This window comes from Segatella hominis (assembly GCF_019249725.2).
Classification (GTDB): Bacteria; Bacteroidota; Bacteroidia; order Bacteroidales; family Bacteroidaceae; genus Prevotella.
Map to the genome: position 1 here is coordinate 1,039,022 of NZ_CP137559.1, position 19,732 is coordinate 1,058,753.

The window sequence follows — 19,732 nt, forward strand, 5'->3', positions numbered from 1 at the left end:
TCTGATAGAATTTTAAATAAGTTTTTACTCGTATTCTGTAAAGTAATAAACATCGTGATTGAGATGAAGAGATATTATATAGGATTATTTTTGCTGTTTTCCGTTGCATCTATTCATGCAACGGAAATAGGGGAGCGTGATTCTATCGGTTTCAACGTTCTCTTCAATAGATCGATGTTTCAATCCAATTCACCTGATAGTCTCATTAGGGAAAAACATAAAAAGACTTTTTTCCATCGTGTGGGGGATGTTTTTACGAAGTTTTTCCGTGAATTTAATGTTACGGACAGTTCCTATATAGAACCGCAGCATTATAATTATACAGTAATGCTTCAGAATACGAATACTTATGAGGAATATACGCTTTCCAGCAAGGAAGGCCAGCGCATATCTTTTGCACCCGATCCAACCTTCCGACTGGGGCCTTATCTGGGTTGGCGCTGGGTGTTCCTTGGTTACACCGTTGACCTCAAACATATCAATGCGAGTTCACAACATACCAATAAGAAAGAGTTTGACTTGAGCTTATATAGCAGTATGTTGGGCATCGATTTATTTTGGAGACAAACGGGTAATGATTACCATGTACAACGCATGAATCTGAGCAGCGAACTTGATACATCACCGATGCACAAAGTTCCTTTTGATGGTTTTAAGTCCAGTATTAAAGGGTTCAATCTTTACTATATCTTCAATCATAGAAAATTCTCATACCCAGCAGCTTACTCGCAAAGTACCTGTCAAAGAAAAAGTGCTGGTTCTATGCTCTTAGGGATTGGTTATATGCGGCATACGCTTGATGTTGACTGGGATAAGTTGAGTTCTCTTGTAGATGAGAAATTAGGAAAAAAGGAAGATGGAAAATCAAGAATAGATAGTACTTTAACCTTCTCGAAGGTGAAATATTCAGACATCTCGGTTTCTTGCGGATATGCTTATAATTGGGTATTTGCAAAGAACTTCCTCTTTAATGCTTCGCTTTCGGTAGGTCTTGCTTACAACAAATCGAAATCAGATACAGAACATAGCAGATTGGATATTCATGATTTCAGTTTCAATAATTTCAATCTTGATGGTATTGGTCGGTTTGGAATTGTATGGAATAATACGAAGTGGTATGCTGGAGCCAGCGCAGTAATCCATACTTATAATTATAAAAAAGAACAGTTTTCTACAAACAGTTCTTTTGGCTCGCTGAATATCTATGTAGGTGTGAACTTTGGTCGTAAGCGACACCATTAACGATTCCATCAAGTAAAAACATAATTGATATGATGTATTTTAAGTTTATTTTAGCCAGTCAGATTTTAAATCTGGCTACATTATTGGCTGTAGGACAAACGAGAAGTTGTACGTTCGAACCGCATCCTAAGTCGGTTTCTAATGGAGTTAAGAAGGAGAATATTGATAGTTATCAGGATGCTCATCTTTCTCCATTAAAGACTTCATCTGACAAAGTCGTTAGTCATCGTACTGACGATACAGCACATTATCAGGTTGATGCTACATATAGTCAGTCAGATATTTCCCGTATCAACTCCTTACTTCGAGAGGCTTCCCAACTCAAAGCAAAACCGAAAAGTTGGATGCTTTGGTTTGGAAAGAAATTCATAGGTGTTCCGTATGTAGGAGGAACTTTGGATAGGGCGGAGGAAGAAAAACTGGTTATTAATACTTCAGAACTCGACTGTACGACTTTTGTTGAAATTGTGACAGCATTGACTCGTTGCATGTCCGGGAATGGAAAAAGGGATTTCTCAGATTTTTTCCGACAGCTTCAGCATGTCCGTTATATCAATGGAGAAATTGTCTATGAAAAGAGACAGCATTATTTTACTGTTTGGATTAGTGATAATGCAGAGGAAGGCATTGTTACTGATATTCAGAACAATCCTCCTTTCACCAAAGTTCAGCATGTTTCTGTGAATTGGATGACTACTCATCAGCAGAGCTATAAGATGCTAAAAAATAATACAAAGCGACTTCAAGGTATTAAAGCATTGGAAGAGCAGATTAGTGGTAAAAGTTATCGGTATATTCCAAAAGAGCAGATTGTGGATAGTCGTTTATTCAGAAATACCATTCATAATGGCGACATCCTTGTCATGATAACCAATAAAAAGGGACTTGATACGACGCATATAGGAATAGCATCTTGGCATCAAGATGGACTCCATATGCTTAATGCAAGCAGTATTCACAAGAAGGTAATTGATGAACCAATGCTTCTGCGTACTTATATGATGAAACATCCGAGCCAGATAGGAATCAGAGTTTGCAGAGTTGTTGATGGAGCTAAATGATTTTGAGAATATATTTTAAATTATTATTGTACCTATAGTCTGTGGATAAGTTTTAAATGTTTGTTTTTGACTTTCCTAAAAAGTTAGGCTATTGGGGAATAGAAACAAGTCATTTAGCACACCTATCTTTCGGAGATAGCACTCGTATCTCTCATTCCTATAAAAATGCTTTTTGGAGGGCACCAAAGTGCTATAGTCAGGGCACATTGGTGCTGCCCCCGAGCACTATAAGAAAACAAGTTGGTTCTCTCTCTTGGGTGAAATGCGCAAAATGAGCAGTCATTTGTCTTGAAAACGTTTCTTTCAATTCAATGACTGTTCATTTTTTATTTTAACATCACTGCTATATTTTTGCACTTCTATTGAGAACTTGCCCTAAATATAGTAATGATGATTATCTTTTACCTCTTCTTCCGGAATTGCCTTTATTTCTATTATCTCCAGAGAAAGATCCTGAATTTCTACCATTTCCATGATTTTGTTTGCCGTTTCCACGATTTTGACTCATGTCACCGCGTCTATGATTTCCTTCATCAAAATTAGGGTTGAAACTCTTTTTCTTTTTATCCTTGAAGAATCCAGAACCTTTATCGGCTTTCAACTGCTCTTTTACAGACTTGGCAAGTTCGCGAGGAGATAGTGGTCTTTGTGAACCCTCATGATGGTTACGGGCATTCAGAGGTTTGCCATTATTGAGATATTTATCCTCATCATAGCATCCTACATTGCCATATCCCTTAGGTTGGTATGATTGATTTCTACCATTTCTTCCGGAATTGGGGCCGTAAGAAGAATTTCCCTGTCTGTTCTTTCCTCTTGCACCACGACCAACGCCTGGGTTGTCATAAGTAGAGCCTACAGCTTTCTCATCGAATCTTGCAGAAGTGTGCCCGCCTTTCATATCACGCTTATCATATAGTTTCGCAATCAGGTCGCTTCTGCCAATTCTACGTAATTCAGATTCTATAGCCCTTCTTTCTTCCGGTTTATACCAGAAGAAGAACATTCTCTGAGCGAGTTTTTCCTTCTGAGTCTTGGCACTGAAAACTGGTTCCAGAGTGTATGGATCATATCCTGTGTACCAGGTTTCCGTAGAGATTGTCATCGGAGTAGGAGTGAAGTCCTGTACTTGTTCAAGATGGAAATCCAGTCCCTTGGTTATAACAGCCAATTCTGCCATATCCTCTTCATGACAGCCCGGATGTGAACTGATGAAATAAGGAATGATTTGCTGATTGAGCCCCTCTTCTTTGTTGATCTTATCGAAGATACGTTTGAATTCATAGAATAAGTCGAACGATGGCTTACGCATGAACTTGAGAACTTCCGGACTTGTATGCTCTGGTGCCACTTTCAGTCGTCCGCTCACATGCTTGGTAATCAGCTCGCGGGTATATTCCCTTGCAGCCTGATTCACCTTCTCATCCTTGCTTTTATGCAATAGCAAATCATAGCGGACACCACTACCTATAAAACTTTTCTTGATACCAGGCAGGGCATCAACTGCATGATAAATTTCGAGGAGTTTGCTATGATCGGTATTGAGGTTTGGACAAATCTGGGGATTTACGCATGATGGACGTTTGCACACCTCACAGGCCTTCTGATTTTTGCCATGCATTCCATACATATTAGCTGATGGACCGCCTAAATCGCTCAAGTATCCTTTAAAATCAGGCATTGCGATGATTTTCTTCACCTCCTTCAGAATACTTTCCTTGCTTCTGCATACCACAAATTTGCCCTGGTGAGCAGAGATGGTGCAGAAAGAGCAGCCGCCAAAACAGCCACGGTGCAGGTTGACAGAGAACTTGATCATCTCATACGCAGGAATCGTTTTCCCTTTATATTTCGGATGAGGCAGACGGGTGTATGGCAAATCGAAAGCTGCATCCAATTCCTCTGTTGTCATCAGAGGGAAAGGAGGGTTGACCACAACATATTTTCCATCCACTTCCTGAATCATTCTCTGTGCATGCATCTTATTGGCTTCTTCCTCCAGATGGCGCACATTCTCAGCCTGACCTTTCTTGTTGTGAAGACACTCCTCATGGCTATGCAGGATGATGTCATCATCCTTGAAACCACCAGGAATATCCTTTTCCTTACAATAGAAAGCAACCTGTGGCATTTCGTGAATCTCGTCCATTGTCTTTCCTTCAGCAAAAGCGTTGGCAAGTTCCACAATAGAACGTTCACCCATTCCATAGAGAATGAGGTCGGCACCTGAATCACAGAGAATACACTTGCGCAGTTCGTCTTTCCAATAATCATAGTGACTGATACGGCGCAACGAAGCTTCTATACCGCCAAGAGCCACAGGTACATCAGGGAAAAGTTTCTTCAATATCTGAGTATAGACGATAGAAGGATAGTCTGGACGCATGTCATGGCGCGAGTCTGGACTGAATGCATCTTCACTTCGCATACGGCGATTGGCAGTATAGCGGTTTACCATCGAGTCCATGGCTCCTGGAGAAACGCCAAAGAACAGACGTGGACGTCCGAGCTTTTTGAAATCACGGAAATCACCATGCCAGTCTGGTTGAGGCACAATAGCCACACGGTAGCCATTGGCTTCAAGGATTCTGCCAAGTATAGCAGAACCAAAGGATGGATGATCTACGTAGGCATCTCCTGAAAACAGGATAACGTCCAGTTCGTCCCACCCTCTGAGTTCACATTCTTTCTTAGTTGTTGGTAAAAAATCTGTTAATTTATAATCCATTTAAAATCTGTCTTAAAGAGGTTCAGGAGTTAGTCATTAACCGCGTCTGGTTCAGCTTCTGTTGCCTCCTCAGTTTCCTTCTTCTCTTTCCAATCTACATATAGCAATACCAGGTTATGAAGGCCTAAGGCTTTCATATTGCTATTATAAATAACGTCAAGGCATAGATCCAAAAGATTCTTGTCCTGACAGTTGTCTGCTTCCAATAAAGAGCGGACATTCAACTTCAATTTTTCAAGTACTTCTTCATCAATGATTCCATTACTGTCCACCAGATTGCGAAGAAGCTGATACTTATCAATAGTTTCAAGATGCAGGTCGCTTACTTCAATAGAGCGAGTACCTGATTGGTTTGCTTGAATTTTATACATAATATTCTACATTTAAAGGGTTATTATTTCTTTTTTATCATATTCAGATTTGTTGAATGCATTGACTTGTTGAATATATCAGAAAACAGTATTATTACTTGTTGTCAAGTAAATACTTGAGAATACCAGACATTAACTGTACGCGTGTCTGCTCATTCTTGATACACTCGAATGGGAAGCCCATGGTGAATGAACCATACCCATTGCCTTTATATCCTACAGCAGCACTTGCTCCATTTATATATTGCATTGTGCAGATAGCCCCATCAATTGGGGCAAGAATATCAGGATGTGTTGCAGCGTAGTGCTTGTCATTCAATTTGTCGTAATAATCAAAGTTCATTCCTAATCCGTTAACCATCGGTGTGGCTTTCAGACTGTCTGAAACCTGATATTGCACCTTCAGCGTATTAGCCAGGAAATTCTTCTCTTCATCCGTTTGCATATCGCTTCCGATGTAGGAGCCGCTCACCAATAAACGTCCTCCATGATGCATGTAATTCTCAATCTTATTGATCATGGTAGGGGTAAAAGATTTGTAGTATTCAGGCGTGTAGCCATCATATCTTTCGAGTCCATTGATCAAATCAACTATTGAGTACTTGCCCATATTTACCTTACCCGAAAGGATGGCTTCGCTGGAGCAACTGGCAATACTATACAGATTAGAAGTAGCAATTGCTCTGGCATGTTCTACTGGATAATTGAAATCATTACCTGCAATCATTTTTCCTGCCATTTCGTCACCGCAGTACCCAAGTCCATCAGCAGTCATCACGCCCATTTTAGAACGTTTGAAAACTCTCTGCTTACCATTCCATCCAGCATTCAGGCCATAACTTACTCCAGGATCCTGATCAAAATCAAAGCCTTGTTCCGCTTCATTGTCTATCACTTGAGGTGCAGCCAAACGATGAAAGTTGTTGACTATCAATACGGTATGGTGAGCTTTCGGATTGTAGAGAGCAGCCAATGTCTCAGATGGAAAACTTTCTCCACCTTTGTTCAGTGCGGTCACCTTAAAGCTATACGTCTTACCAGGTTCCAGTTTGATCTGGCAGGCAGCAGTTCTGATAATTTGCCCATTATCGAAGCCACCTCTTCCTTCTGCTATATACAAGACATAAGAGGTAGGAGTTGCTGTCGGTTCTGTTTTATCAGTCTGCGGACTCCATGAAAGAGTAGCTATTCCCTGATTGTTCACTTCTACAGAAAAGTGATTTGGAGGCAAAGGTTGAACCGTATATTTCTTGCCATGATTGGAGGAAACATATCTGAGAATGGTCTTGTATAGTGAACGAGCGATGGTGAATTTAGCCATTGGATTCTGAGCCAGTTTCATATCTGGGAAACTCTGATGAGAGAGAGTTTCGATGATGGCAGAAGGCACTTCTGGCAATCTTGTTTCAGAATAATTTCTGTCCCAAAGATAGCGTTCTCCAAAATCACCATATTTATATCTCATGTCTGTAACGAGGTTCTTCAGCAATGCCTGGGCAAAATCCTTGGATGTAAATCTGGAAATACCCGTATTCAATTTCTCATCATTGAAGTTGGTTGTGCAAATAGCCAAAGATCCATATACAGATTTGCCGTCTGGATTGTATCCCGCATCACTATGAATGGCAAGTGATAATTCAATAGGTACATTCTTGCCGTCTTTAGCAGGCATATAGACACTACCACCACCCAGCCAGTTGGTCATGAGCGAACGGGTATTGATATCATCAGCATAATCATTTTTGCCCTTTCTTCCTCCATAAACAGAGTAGGGAGCGCCTGCCCATTGTGCGTAATATCTTGCCCCTTCCAGACAACGAGGAACCCCACTGTTGTAATCGCCACGAAGAATATTTCCCATACCTCCTCCAAATCTTACAGCATCACTTGTCACGATACCTTTGGAAGAAGCCTGATTGGTCACGACAACACGATTGAACTCATTGCAACCTTTATCGAAATCAAATGTGCCCAAATAGACCCATGTGCTGCCTCCCATTCTCTGGTTGACTGTAAATTCCGTAACCTGCCCTTTGTGGAAAACGAGATATTTTGCATCCTTCACACTTTTAGGCAAAGTCTGATAACTTACATAGACAGCATATTTACCAGCATCAGGAATATTTGGCTGATAGCTGATTTCACTGTAATTCTTCTTTTTAGTGGCTTTAGCCTTTCTGATGGAACCATCAGTAAAAGGATTTTCCCCATCATTGTAGAGTGCCTTTTTTGCAGCAAATCCAGGTTCCTTACCTGTTTTCCATTTCTTTCCATTTACCGTTTCTTTGTAGTAATTGGCTTTGATAGGATCATCATTATCAACTATGATTTCCTTTTTTTGCCAATCTCTTTCACGTGGAGTGAAAACGATGGCACCGGCATTCTGAAGCATCGGAATCAGATAAGGGATAACAATGGTTTGCGTGAACAAATCCTCGGTAGTACCAAAGAGATTTGGTCGTTGCCATTTCCAGCGTTTCTGATCATTATCATAATATCTGCCATGCGATGCCCATACTGAAAGATGGCGGTTCTGCAATCCTTCAGTTATAAAGTAAGGATGTGATGCATTAAAGACCCAGGGATCATCGGTATATTCGATGTCTCCCCAGGCCCTTGTATTGCCTTCAAGATATTGCGCATTTGCAGTTGCCGGCATCAATAGCCAGCAACAGAATGCCCAATATTTAAGATAGTTTTTCTTATTCAATTTTTTACCTCTAAGTTATTTATAAGCTGACTTATTTCTAAGTTTACTTACCTTTATCATTACCTATTTCTAAGTTTTGATATTTACTTTTTACTTCAATCGATGTTTCCGATAGTGAATTTTTCCGGTTTTTTACCCTTGAAGTCCTTGAAATAAAGTTTGATTTCGCGCATGTCCTTATCTACATCGCCTGATGGAATCATCTTCTTGGTGCACTGAATGAGCTTCTTTTCATAATCAGCACCATAGAGCAGGATAGGAATATTAGCCTTCTGTGCAATGAAATAGAAACCTTTTTTCCATTCTGGATTAAGAGAACGGGTTCCTTCAGGTGTGATGCAAAGCACAAAAGACTTTCTCTTTTTAGCCTCTTCAGCCAAATTATCAGTCATGCTCGTATGCTTACTTCTCCAGACCGGAATGCCACCCATCTTGCGGAAAATAGGACCGAGAGGCCAGAAGAACCATTCCTTTTTCATCAAGAAGTTAGACTTCATACCTTCAGCCTTGGCAAAAGCCTGTCCAAGAAACAAATCCCAGTTGCTTGTATGCGGAGCTAAGCATATAATATACTTTTCCGGCAAATCAACCGTGATATCCTTTTTCCACCCTAATTTCTTATATAAAATCCAGCGACAAAAATTCTGTAACATATATAATAAGGTATAGGACTAAGCGAGATTAGCAATTTGATCAATAATCTCACAAACTTGCTTGTTGAAATCAGAAACGAGATTCTTATAATATACGGTCTGTTTCATACCTGGTTCCGGATGAGAGACACGTTTGATGAAATTCGTATTGGTCATAACAATGACAGAAATGATGCCGTCCACGTCTTCTTGCTCTGGTTTGCCATTATACAATGAGGCTGCTACGCACTCAGCGAAGAGTTCGCTGGTGATGTAATTGATAGTGCGTTTTAAATCTCTTTTATTAGCCATAATGTTATTCTTTTAAATTTAAAATTATGAAATGAATGCTCAAAGATAGCAAAAATCTTTGAAATCCAAGCATAAGTAACGAAAAAAAATACTGATTAACGCAATTTTAGCTTTTTTCTTTCATTATTTCGCAAAAAAAAGTTATTTTTGCAGTGTTTTTCAAAGTTTTTGTAGTTTCAACTTTTAAATATTAAAGAATAATTATGGAAAAAAGTGCATTGCAAATTGCAAGAGCTGCTTATCAGCCAAAGTTGCCAAAGGCTCTTCAGGGCCCTGTTAAGGCAGTAGAGGGCGCAGCTACACAGTCAGTAGGTAATCAGGATGAAATTAAGGCATTGTTCCCTAATACATACGGAATGCCTGTCATCACTTTTGAAGCTGGTGAGGCTAAGGAACTCCCTTCTTTCAATGTAGGTGTTATCCTCTCTGGTGGTCAGGCTCCTGGTGGTCACAACGTGATTTCTGGTCTTTTCGATGGTGTAAAGGCTCTCAACCCTGCTAACAAACTTTATGGTTTCATTCTCGGTCCTGGTGGTCTCGTAGATCACAACTACATGGAGATTACTTCTGAAATCATGGACGAGTACCGCAATACTGGTGGTTTTGATATCATCGGCTCTGGCCGTACTAAGTTGGAGAAGGAAGACCAGTTTGAGAAGGGTATCGAGATTCTTCGCGAACTTGGTATCAAGGCTCTCGTAATCATCGGTGGTGACGACTCTAACACCAATGCTTGTGTACTTGCAGAGTACTACGCTGCTAAGAAGTATGGCGTTCAGGTAATCGGATGTCCTAAGACTATCGACGGTGACTTGAAGAACGAGCAGATTGAGACTTCTTTCGGTTTCGATACAGCTTGTAAGACTTACTCTGAGCTCATCGGTAACATTGAGCGCGACTGCAATTCTGCACGTAAATACTGGCACTTCATCAAGTTGATGGGTCGTTCTGCTTCTCATATCGCTCTTGAGTGCGCACTCCAGACTCAGCCTAACATCTGCTTGATTTCTGAGGAGGTAGAGGCTAAGGAAATGTCACTTGATGATGTTGTTACATATATTGCTAAGGCTGTAGCAGACCGTGCTGCTGATGGCAATAACTTCGGTACTGTTCTCATTCCTGAGGGTTTGATCGAGTTTATCCCTGCTATCAAGAAGTTGATCGCTGAATTGAATGAGGTTCTTACTGATCCAGCTACAGGCGAGAGCCGTGAGTTTGCAAGTGCTGAGGAGCAGATTGCATTCGTTAAGGGTGCCATCGCTAAGGACAACCTCGCAGTATTGGAGTCTTTGCCAGCAGATGTAGCTCGTCAGCTTTGCCTCGACCGTGACCCTCACGGAAACGTTCAGGTTTCTCTCATTGAGACAGAGAAGTTGCTCTCTCGCATGGTAGCAGAGAAGTTGGCTGCTTGGAAGAAGGAGGGTAAGTATGTAGGTAAGTTCTCTGCTCAGCATCACTTCTTCGGTTACGAGGGACGCTGCGCTGCTCCTTCTAACTACGATGCAGACTACTGCTACTCACTCGGTTTCAATGCTTCTTGCCTCATCGCTAATGGTAAGACAGGTTATATGTCAGTAATCAAGAACACAACAGCTCCTGCTGCTGAGTGGATTGCTGGTGGTGTGCCTATCACTATGATGATGAACATCGAGCGTCGTAACGGTGCTAACAAGCCTGTTATCCGTAAGGCTCTCGTAGAGCTCGACGGTGCTCCATTCAAGTTCTTCGCTTCTAAGCGTGAGCAGTGGGCTAAGGAGACTGCTTATGTATATCCAGGTCCTATCCAGTACTGGGGTCCTACAGAGGTTTGCGATCAGACCACTAAGACTCTCCAGTTGGAGCAGGCTAAGTAATATCGTATTATATTTTTATAGTATATGTCAACAAGACGAACGGCTTCTTCACAGAAAAAACATAGCATGCCGAGAAAGAAAACGACTCGACGTGGTAATACTCGTGCAAGAAGGCGTTCGTCTTCTTTTTTACCACGTTTCCTCCGTTCATATCCCCGTTGGGCATGGTGGATAGGAGGATTATTGATTGTTTTTCTTTACATCTGGGCTTTTTATTATTTCTTCGTAAGTCCTACTGGTTTCCGGTGGCGTGCTTTGTATGGTGATGCAGAATATCCTGAAGGTTATGAGATTCATGGTATAGATATTTCGCATTATCAGGGTACGATTGATTGGGAGCAGCTCAAGAATGCGATGATAAAAGGCTGTCCTGTTCGCTTTATCATCATCAAGGGAACAGAAGGTTCCTCACGTCTGGATGATAATTTCAGAGAGAATTTTAATCAGGCGCGGGATTATGGTTTTATCCGTGGTGTTTATCATTTTTGGAGTAATAAGTCTTCTGCTCGCGATCAGGCATATTTCTTCCTGGAGAAGATACATCTTACAGATGGAGACCTGCCGCCTGTTCTGGACATTGAGCACAAGCCTGCAGATAAGTCTGTTGAAGATTTTCAGCGTGATGTACTTACCTGGCTGCATATCGTAGAAGATAAGTATCATGCCAAGCCGATTATCTACACCTATTATAAGTTTAAGGAGAAGTATCTGAGCGCTCCTGTCTTTGATGACTATCCTTATTGGATAGCGCATTATTATGTAGATAAGGTGCAGTACAAGGGAAAGTGGAAGTTCTGGCAGCATACGGATGCTGGTAAACTACCAGGCATTAAGGGCTACGTGGATTTCAATATCTACAACGGAAGTTATTATGACCTACGAAAACTCTGTATTGGTTCAAAAGGCGAAAGTCTTTTTGGAGATGATGAATATGACGAAGAAGATGAAGAAGAATAAATCCTTTCTTTTAGCAAATCTGCCTAAAAGAAAGGATTTTATGATTTAGTATATAGTTGGATGCAGCCCTTTATTTACTGCATCCAAAATTTTCCTTAAAAACCTCTGAAATTGTCATTAAAAGATACAGAAGTTGATTAGTTTTTGAGAATGAGACAAGCCCAGTTGTTATCGTTTTTTCTTTCGATTTCCGACAATCCCAATTCCTTTGCTTTCTCCAGCAACACAGGAATGTCTTCCACGTAGAAACCGCTGAGAATCAGATAACAGCCATCATTCATTACACTTCTGAAAACATTCATGTCTTCCAAGAGAATGTTTCTGTTGATATTGGCAAGAACCACGTCAAACATACCACTGATATGATTGACGACTGATGCATTGCCGAAATATACGCTTATATTATTCACGCCGTTAAGCTGGGCATTATGCTTGGAATTTTCTACACTCCATTCATCAATATCATAAGCGACCACATCGCTTGCTCCCAACTTAGAGGCCACAATCCCTAAGATTCCAGTACCGCAACCACAATCAAGAACACGCTTCTTGTACAGATTCATGTTCATGAGCGAAGAAACAATCATGCGTGTCGTTTCGTGGTTACCTGTACCGAAGGCGAGTTTAGCTTCGATTCCAATCTCAATATGGTCTGGAGATGTAGTAGGGTGGAGATCCGGATGTTTGGCGTCATAGATGAGAATCTGGTCATCAATACAAATCGGTTCAAATCCCTGATCTTCCCATTCCTGATTCCAGTCTTTATCTTCAGCTTCTTCTACCTCGTAAGAGATTTCAGTTCCTTCAATAGGAAATTCTTTAATATTCTGATCGAGTATTTCCTTATCAAACAATTCTTTCTGCACATACGCCTCCATGCCTTCTTCAGTTTCTTCAAACGATTCAAATCCGGCTTCAGCTGCACTGTCAGCCAACAGATCCTTGCAAACTTGCATCAAATCCTCGCTGGCTTTAATCTTAAATTTTGCTACTAAATATTTCATATCAATTCTTCAATTCTTATTTAAATCTAAAAAACTACTGCAAAATTATAAAAAATAGGGAAAAACCTATCATTATTTAGGGTTTTTCTTTAATTTTGCATGAGAATAAGCAATATTTTTGCATGTAATTAATTATATTGGTATAGAAAGTTGGTTAGAGAATAAATAAAAGGAGTCATATAATGAAAAAATTTGTTCTTCTTGCAGTCCTTGTAGCAGCGATGCCATTGACAACGATGGCTCAGGACGATGACCTCTATTTCAATCCGAAACAGGAGGCCAAGAAAGAAGCTGCACTCCGTGAGCAGAGAGCGAAGGCTTATGCCAGAGTACGTGCCGTTCGTGATAGTCTTTATGCTATTCATTGGTCGGGCAGTCCACGTTCCGTTGACGAATACAATCGTAATGGTAGAATATTGAGTCATTATCAAGGTATCACTACAGATTCTTTGGGTAATGACATTATTTCATTCCGTCTTGAGAAAGGTGTCAAACCAGACTCTATTTACGACGATGAGGCTTTCGCTCAGAAATTCATCAATCAGGATGAGGATTTCGAATACACGCGTGATTTGAGTCGTTGGGATGGTTATTATAATCCGTGGTTCTATGATTATTATGGAGTAGGACCTTATTACTGGCGTAGTGGCTACTGGGGCTGGAGAAATCCTTGGCGCTATGGTTATTACGCAGGTTGGTACGACCCATGGTTTGACCCATTCTACGATCCTTGGTATTACGGATATGCTGGCTGGTATGGAGGTTGGTATTCTCCTTGGTATGGATGGGGCGGATATTACAATCCTTGGTACTGGGGTGGTCCGATGATAGGACATGTTCACTATAGCGGAAATCCAAAGGGTTATGCTGGCAACCGCAGTTGGAATGGTCCGGGTAATAATTCTGGCCGCTATAATGGCAGAAGGGATGATAACTCGTATGGCAATCGTAACTTCGGCAATCGTTCTAACCGTGATTACAACAACAGTTTCGGCAATTCCAATCGCTCTAACAATAGTAATTCCAACTTCAGTGGCTTTGGCAACAGAAGTGGTAACTTTGGAGGAGGTAGTTTCGGTGGAAGTCATTCTGGCGGCAGCTTCGGTGGCGGTAGCTTTGGAGGAGGCTCACGTTCCGGCGGAGGCGGCAGCTTTGGTGGCAGAAGATAAAAAATGTAATATAAGTAATTTATTTAAAGTTTGGAAATCATGATGAAGAATTCTAAATATTTCTTGTTAGCTGCGCTGGGACTCATGGCAGTCCCAGCCTTGGCTCAGGAAACTTACCAGGATACTAAATTTGCAGAGAACAGTCTGAATGGTACTGCACGTTATGTAGGTATGGGTGGTGCCATGGAAGCCCTCGGTGCAGATATTTCTACCATCGGCTCTAACCCTGCTGGTATCGGTTTGTTCAGAAAGAATCAGGTAAGCCTTTCTGCGGGTGTAATGGCGCAGACTGACGCAGAGAACTATACAAAGTTCAATAATACGACTATTGATTTTGATGGAAGCAAATCACATGTAAGCCTTGATCAGGTAGGTTTTGTCTGGTCGCCTACACGCGGCAAAAGTAGCTACATCAATTTGGCATTTAACTATCACAAGAGTGCTGATTTCAATCAGATTCTGAATGCAGCCAACAATCTGAATGGGGCTTCTCAAAGCAAGTTGACTGCTATTAAATATGCTGCTTTTCATGGTCAGACAGGCGGAGATATGGTATGGACCGGTGTTGATGCTAATTATGAAAAGATGATGAGATATGATGAAATGGGAAATATGTATTATTATAATGGCAATGAGTTTCTCTATGGTCAGACTCAGAAAGGATACATAGGACAGTATGATTTCAACATCAGCGGTTCTATCAACAATCGTGTTTGGCTTGGTCTTACCATTGGTTTGCACGATGTCAACTATAAGAGCAATTCCATGTACTCTGAAAACCTGAAATCTGATAATCCTGGCGGAGCGATTTCCGACCACTATGAGAGTCTCAAGATTGATGGAACTGGTTTTGATGTAAAGGCCGGTGTCATCTTCCGCCCTGTGAATGATTCTCCTTTCCGCATCGGTGCCTACTTGAATTCGCCAGTATATTACGACCTGACCATGAGTGGTGCTTCCAGACTGGAAATGGTGGATGTAAAGAGATATGATGATACTGCTTTTTCTAACAATACCTGCAGTTATGATTATCGTCTGAATACTGCATGGAAAGCAGGTGTCAGTCTCGGACATACTGTGGGCAACTATCTTGCATTGGGTGCAACTTATGAATACGCCTGGTATGACCATATGGACAACCGCATCAAGGATGGTGGATATTATGATTCCTGGTATGGTGATTATTATGAGACCAGTAGTAGTGATGATGCCATGAACGATAACACTCGTTTTTCACTGAGTGGAGTTAGTACCGTGAAATTAGGTTTGGAGTACAAGCCTATGCCATTGGTTGCCATCCGTCTCGGATATAATTATGTATCTCCGATGTTTAAGGAAGAAGGTTACCGTGATCAGAGCATCGCTTCTCCTGGAACAGCTTATGCAACTTCCAGCGACTTTACCAACTGGAAGGCTACCAATCGCATTACAGCCGGTGTAGGTTTCAACTATCAGGGTTGGGCTTTCGATGTGGCTTATCAGTATAGTGCCCAGAAGGGAGATTTCTATCCATTCATGAGTTACTATGATAATCATGACTGTGAGAACGATTGTATAGCTCCTGCAACAAAAGTTGAGAACAATCGTCATCAGTTGCTGATGACTTTATCTTACAAATTTTAAATGTAGATATCTTTGAAAAAAGACAGAAACGCGACAGAAAATAGGCAATAACTGTTAAAAGTTTGCTTTTTCGCAATTTTCAAGAAAAAAAGGCGAGAATAATTTGGTGGTTACAAATAAAAGTACTACCTTTGCAAATGAAAACAGATTGTTTATACAAGAAAATATTAGTTTTTTTAGTGGTTAATTTAGTTTTAGTAAGTATGTGAATAGGATTTGTTGAGAAACAGGTCCTATTTTTTTTATTTTCTGATGGAGTATTGATTTATTTCTGATGAAGTAAAAGCTGTTTCTGATGCGGTAATATATTTCTGACTAAGTAATATGTTATTTCTGAAGGAGATGATCATTTCAAACTAAAGAATAGAATTTCAAATAAGAATACGATTATGGGCAAAGTTTTCATATATACTATCGCAGGATTGATGGCTGTTCTATTGCTGTTTATGTTAAGTTTAGCATTAGGTAGCGTTTCAATTCCGATTCAAGACATCATAGCCATCCTACTCGGAAAAGGAGAGGGGGTGGCAAATCCTTCATATAGTTATATTGTTTTGGAATCCCGTCTTCCTCAGGCTTTTACGGCACTTTTAGCCGGAGCTGCATTGTCGGTTTCTGGATTACTGCTTCAAACAACCTTCCGCAATCCACTTGCCGGACCGGACGTATTCGGCATTAGCAGTGGTGCAAGTCTGGCAGTAGCTATCGTGATGTTCATACTTGGAGGAAATATTTCTTTAGGTTCTTATACCGCCAATGGTTTCTTGGCAATTCTTGTCAGTGCTTTTGTGGGAGCGATGATTATCATCTGCATAATCTCTCTGCTTTCTACGATGGTCAAAAGTCACGTAGTACTTCTCATTATCGGTATTATGATAGGGTATTTGGCAAGCAGCGCCATCTCTCTTCTTAATTTTTATGCTACGGCTGAGGGAGTAAAGTCTTATATGATTTGGGGATTGGGTAGTTTCGGAAATGTTACGATGGGAAACGTTCCGCTTCTGGCTGGTGTCATTCTGGTAGGAAGTTTCTTTGCCATGATGATGAGCAAACCCCTCAATGCGCTATTATTAGGCGAACAGTATGCAGCAAGCTTGGGGTTTGAAATATCAAAAATCCGACTGACACTTTTATTAATAACAGGTGTATTGACTGCCGTTGTTACAGCTTTTTGCGGACCTATAGCTTTCATCGGACTGGTAACTCCACATCTGGCTCGGATGCTTTTATCTACAGACAATCACCGACTGCTCATCCCTTTTACGATGATTGCAGGCAGTCTGATGGCTCAAATCTGTAATCTCCTGTGTTCATTGCCTTGCTGGAATGGTACGTTGCCGCTCAATGCCGTAACTCCGCTCTTTGGAGCCCCGATTGTCATTTATATATTATTAAAGGTAAAAGGGTAAAAAGGTAAAAGGGTAAAAAAGTAAGGTAAAAAAGTAAAAAACTAAGATGAGAAATTCAAAAATAGAGTGAAAAGATAAACTATCTCTTCACTCCTTTAACAGCTTCGCTTTCCAACGGATTCTCAGGCCAGAAATGCTTAGGATAGCGGCGCTTCAATTCCTTTCGTACTTCAAAATATGTGTCCTTCCAGAAACTGCCCAAATCCTGAGTCAATTGCACCGGCTTGAAACCAGGCGACAGAAGTTCCATCAGTACAGGCTGTTTTCCGTCATTCACACAAGGTGTTTCCTTCATTCCAAAGCACTCCTGCAAGCGTACGCTCAATACAGGAATTTCAGTACCCTGGCGGTAATCGAGTTTGATTCTGCTACCAGAAGGAACTTGGATATGGGTAGGAGCCAGCCGATCGATTTCCTGTTGAAGATCATAAGGAATGCTATTCCACAAAACTTCTTTCAGATTGATTTTCTTCAGTTCACTATTAGTGGAAATCACATGATTTCCTTCTTCCAGATAGAACGGAAGCCAGTCTTGCGCATGTTCCATCAGATAAGGAGTACTCAGATTCGGAATCTCCAGTTCAGGATGCCATTCTGTCACTTGAGCCACACGCCTCTGCAGCATCTGCACCTGTTCATTCCAGTCGGACATGCTAAGTCCATCTTTTCTGATAGCTTCACATATAATGTTGATAATCAGACTTTTATCAATATCATGAATCGGTTTGCTGTCAACAATGATTCTACCAATTCTTTTTTCCCTTTGCATGACAACACATCCCTGTTTACTGTCCCAAGAAACATGATCATGCTCTGTGGCGAGTTCCTGTAAATCCTTTTCGCAGACAGGTGCTGCTAAGAAAACCTTTCCTGCATTTCCATTGGAATGCATCGAAGCCACCGCAAGCCATTGGTAACCAATTAGGGAATCTGTGCTTTCTATTCTGACTCTATTACCATTCGCCAAACGATAGTTGCCAATATGATCCATGGCGAGGGCGATGCGTTCCGGATAAGCTAAAGCCACCAGACGGCCGACAACTTCAGCAGAAGGATCCTGATTCTCCACTTTAACCTTGCACATACGATGCAGTTCTGCCGAACTCTTTGCGATTTTTGCCCATCTGCCCAAACTCTGTTTTCTGCGTGCATTCCGCAAAAGGGAAATGCGAAGAGTAATATCCTTATCCTCCTGATCAGAAAGCGGATCTTTTTCTTCCAAGAGAGCAGCCACATCACATGCCAGACTCTTCTCCTGCTGCGTTTTCGCTCCCGAAATCATTTTAGCAATACGAGGATGACAAGGGAGTTTGACCATTACTTTGCCCAAAGGAGTCAGGCTGAAAGAAGCTTCTTCCTCCTTGCTATTAGAAACATTCTTTGGCTGGGAATTATGCAGAACAATCGCTCCAAGCATTACTAATAATTCCTTTGCACTCAGTAAATTACCAGTCGGAGGTGGAGTAAGCCAAGGCAAGACTGCAACATTTGTTTCGCCGAATGCTGCGATTTCAAGCAACATGGATGACAAGTCAGCTTCCAGAATTTCCGGTTTACGTTGTTCCTCCATCTGATGTTCCGTCGCCATTGTCCAAAGTCGATAGCAGGTTCCTTCTGTCACTCGTCCTGCACGTCCCGCTCTCTGTACAGCCATGTCCTTGCTGATTCTTACTGTATCAAGACGACTCAATCCAGTTTTCGCATCATAGTTCAAACGACGGCAATAGCCCGCATCTATCACAATTTTTACCCCCTCAATAGTAATAGAAGTTTCAGCAATAGGAGTTGCGAGCACAATCTTCCTTTCTCCATCCAGGGAAGGAGCGATGGCCTGTTTTTGTGCTTCTTGAGATAAGTTGCCGTAAAGAGGATAAACCTTTGCATCAAGTGAAGATTTCTCGAGCAATTCCGCGCATTTTATAATCTCTCCCTGTCCAGGCAGAAATATAAGCATGTCTCCTTCCTGTTCCCTATAGGCTTTCAGGATAGTGGCAGCGGTAACCTGCACAATCTCATGAAGTTGCGGAGTTTCCTTTGCATAAACGATTTCTACTGGAAACATTTTTCCCTGACTCTCTATCATGGGAGCCTGAAGGGAATGGCAGATAGAGTCCACATCAATGGTAGCCGACATGATGACGATTTTCAGGTCGTCTCTGATAATCTGTTGGGTCTGATGGGTGAGGGCAAAAGCCAGATCAGCCGCAAGACTTCTTTCATGAAATTCATCAAAGACAACAAGATTCACCCCGTCGAGTGTAGCATCTTCTATCAGCATTCTGGTAAGAATTCCTTCCGTCACGACTTCAATGCGTGTATCTTTAGAAGCTTTGGTTTCAAAGCGAATACGATAGCCCACAGTTTTTCCTATCGGTTCACCGAGCAAATAAGCCATGCGCTCAGCGATTTGTCTGGCTGCAATTCTCCTGGGTTCGAGAATGATTATTTTCCCCTCGCTTCCCAATGCTTGAAGCATGGTAAGCGGGAGAACGGTTGATTTTCCAGAACCGGGTGCAGCCGTAATCACAATGGAATTGTGCTCTGACAAAGTTTGGTTTACTGCATCAGCGATTTGAAAAACCGGAAGATTACCGGAACGTTTGGCTATATTTTCAATCGACATTACTTGTTGTTTTTTAAAGTAATCTACTATGGCGTTTG

Annotated in this window: 14 protein-coding genes; 7 read left to right on the forward strand and 7 right to left on the reverse strand. The window is 41.3% G+C overall.

What is annotated here, in order from left to right; translation table 11 throughout:
- The first annotated feature begins 327 nt into the window (after positions 1-327).
- Positions 328-1,242 (forward strand): DUF4421 domain-containing protein, encoded by a 915-nt coding sequence (locus KUA50_RS04130; RefSeq protein ID WP_413777443.1) that lies wholly within the window; start codon positions 328-330, stop codon positions 1,240-1,242.
- Positions 1,243-1,271: 29 nt separating this feature from the next.
- On the forward strand, positions 1,272-2,303 hold the full coding sequence (locus KUA50_RS04135) for an N-acetylmuramoyl-L-alanine amidase-like domain-containing protein (RefSeq protein WP_318346070.1): 1,032 nt from the start codon (positions 1,272-1,274) through the stop codon (positions 2,301-2,303).
- A gap of 394 nt (positions 2,304-2,697) precedes the next feature.
- On the opposite strand, the gene KUA50_RS04140 is transcribed toward KUA50_RS04135, so the two are convergent.
- From KUA50_RS04140 to KUA50_RS04160, 5 genes are all read right to left on the reverse strand, one after another.
- Positions 2,698-5,031 carry a YgiQ family radical SAM protein gene (locus tag KUA50_RS04140; RefSeq protein WP_256624153.1) on the reverse strand — a complete coding sequence of 778 codons (2,334 nt, stop codon included), beginning with the start codon at positions 5,029-5,031 and terminating at the stop codon, positions 2,698-2,700.
- A gap of 29 nt (positions 5,032-5,060) precedes the next feature.
- On the reverse strand, positions 5,061-5,402 hold the full coding sequence (locus KUA50_RS04145) for a hypothetical protein (RefSeq protein ID WP_022111326.1): 342 nt from the start codon (positions 5,400-5,402) through the stop codon (positions 5,061-5,063).
- A 94-nt stretch (positions 5,403-5,496) separates the two neighbouring features.
- A complete protein-coding gene (locus KUA50_RS04150) occupies positions 5,497-8,112 on the reverse strand; it encodes a fibronectin type III domain-containing protein (RefSeq protein WP_256624152.1) in 2,616 nt (871 codons plus the stop codon).
- A 95-nt stretch (positions 8,113-8,207) separates the two neighbouring features.
- Positions 8,208-8,765, reverse strand: a complete 558-nt coding sequence (locus KUA50_RS04155) for a 1-acyl-sn-glycerol-3-phosphate acyltransferase (RefSeq protein WP_022111324.1) — start codon at positions 8,763-8,765, stop codon at positions 8,208-8,210.
- Positions 8,766-8,783: 18 nt separating this feature from the next.
- The gene (locus KUA50_RS04160) at positions 8,784-9,056 is read right to left on the reverse strand and encodes a hypothetical protein (RefSeq protein ID WP_022111323.1); all 273 of its coding nucleotides are present in this window, start codon (positions 9,054-9,056) and stop codon (positions 8,784-8,786) included.
- A gap of 203 nt (positions 9,057-9,259) precedes the next feature.
- Between KUA50_RS04160 and KUA50_RS04165 the strand changes: the two genes are divergently transcribed.
- Together KUA50_RS04165 and KUA50_RS04170 are read left to right on the forward strand one after the other, a co-directional pair.
- Positions 9,260-10,909 (forward strand): diphosphate--fructose-6-phosphate 1-phosphotransferase, encoded by a 1,650-nt coding sequence (locus tag KUA50_RS04165; protein ID WP_218456201.1) that lies wholly within the window; start codon positions 9,260-9,262, stop codon positions 10,907-10,909.
- 66 nt (positions 10,910-10,975) lie between these two features.
- Entirely contained in the window at positions 10,976-11,866 is an 891-nt protein-coding gene (locus KUA50_RS04170) for a glycoside hydrolase family 25 protein (protein ID WP_218456336.1), read from the forward strand.
- 137 nt (positions 11,867-12,003) lie between these two features.
- Here KUA50_RS04170 and prmA read toward each other — a convergent pair whose 3' ends face one another.
- On the reverse strand, positions 12,004-12,870 hold the full coding sequence (prmA, locus tag KUA50_RS04175; protein ID WP_218456200.1) for a 50S ribosomal protein L11 methyltransferase: 867 nt from the start codon (positions 12,868-12,870) through the stop codon (positions 12,004-12,006).
- A gap of 182 nt (positions 12,871-13,052) precedes the next feature.
- Here prmA and KUA50_RS04180 point away from each other — a divergent pair, with 182 nt between their 5' ends.
- The 3 genes from KUA50_RS04180 (at position 13,053) to KUA50_RS04190 (ending at position 17,071) form a co-directional block, all read left to right on the forward strand.
- Positions 13,053-14,039 carry a hypothetical protein gene (locus tag KUA50_RS04180; RefSeq protein ID WP_147344132.1) on the forward strand — a complete coding sequence of 329 codons (987 nt, stop codon included), beginning with the start codon at positions 13,053-13,055 and terminating at the stop codon, positions 14,037-14,039.
- A 42-nt stretch (positions 14,040-14,081) separates the two neighbouring features.
- Complete coding sequence (locus KUA50_RS04185; protein WP_218456335.1) at positions 14,082-15,662, forward strand: OmpP1/FadL family transporter; 1,581 nt, start codon at positions 14,082-14,084, stop codon at positions 15,660-15,662.
- Between the two features lie 389 nt (positions 15,663-16,051).
- Positions 16,052-17,071 carry a FecCD family ABC transporter permease gene (locus KUA50_RS04190; protein WP_218456199.1) on the forward strand — a complete coding sequence of 340 codons (1,020 nt, stop codon included), beginning with the start codon at positions 16,052-16,054 and terminating at the stop codon, positions 17,069-17,071.
- A 79-nt stretch (positions 17,072-17,150) separates the two neighbouring features.
- Here the strand turns inward: KUA50_RS04190 and hrpB are convergent, their stop codons facing one another.
- A complete protein-coding gene (gene hrpB, locus KUA50_RS04195) occupies positions 17,151-19,694 on the reverse strand; it encodes an ATP-dependent helicase HrpB (protein WP_218456198.1) in 2,544 nt (847 codons plus the stop codon).
- Between the last annotated feature and the right edge of the window lie 38 nt (positions 19,695-19,732).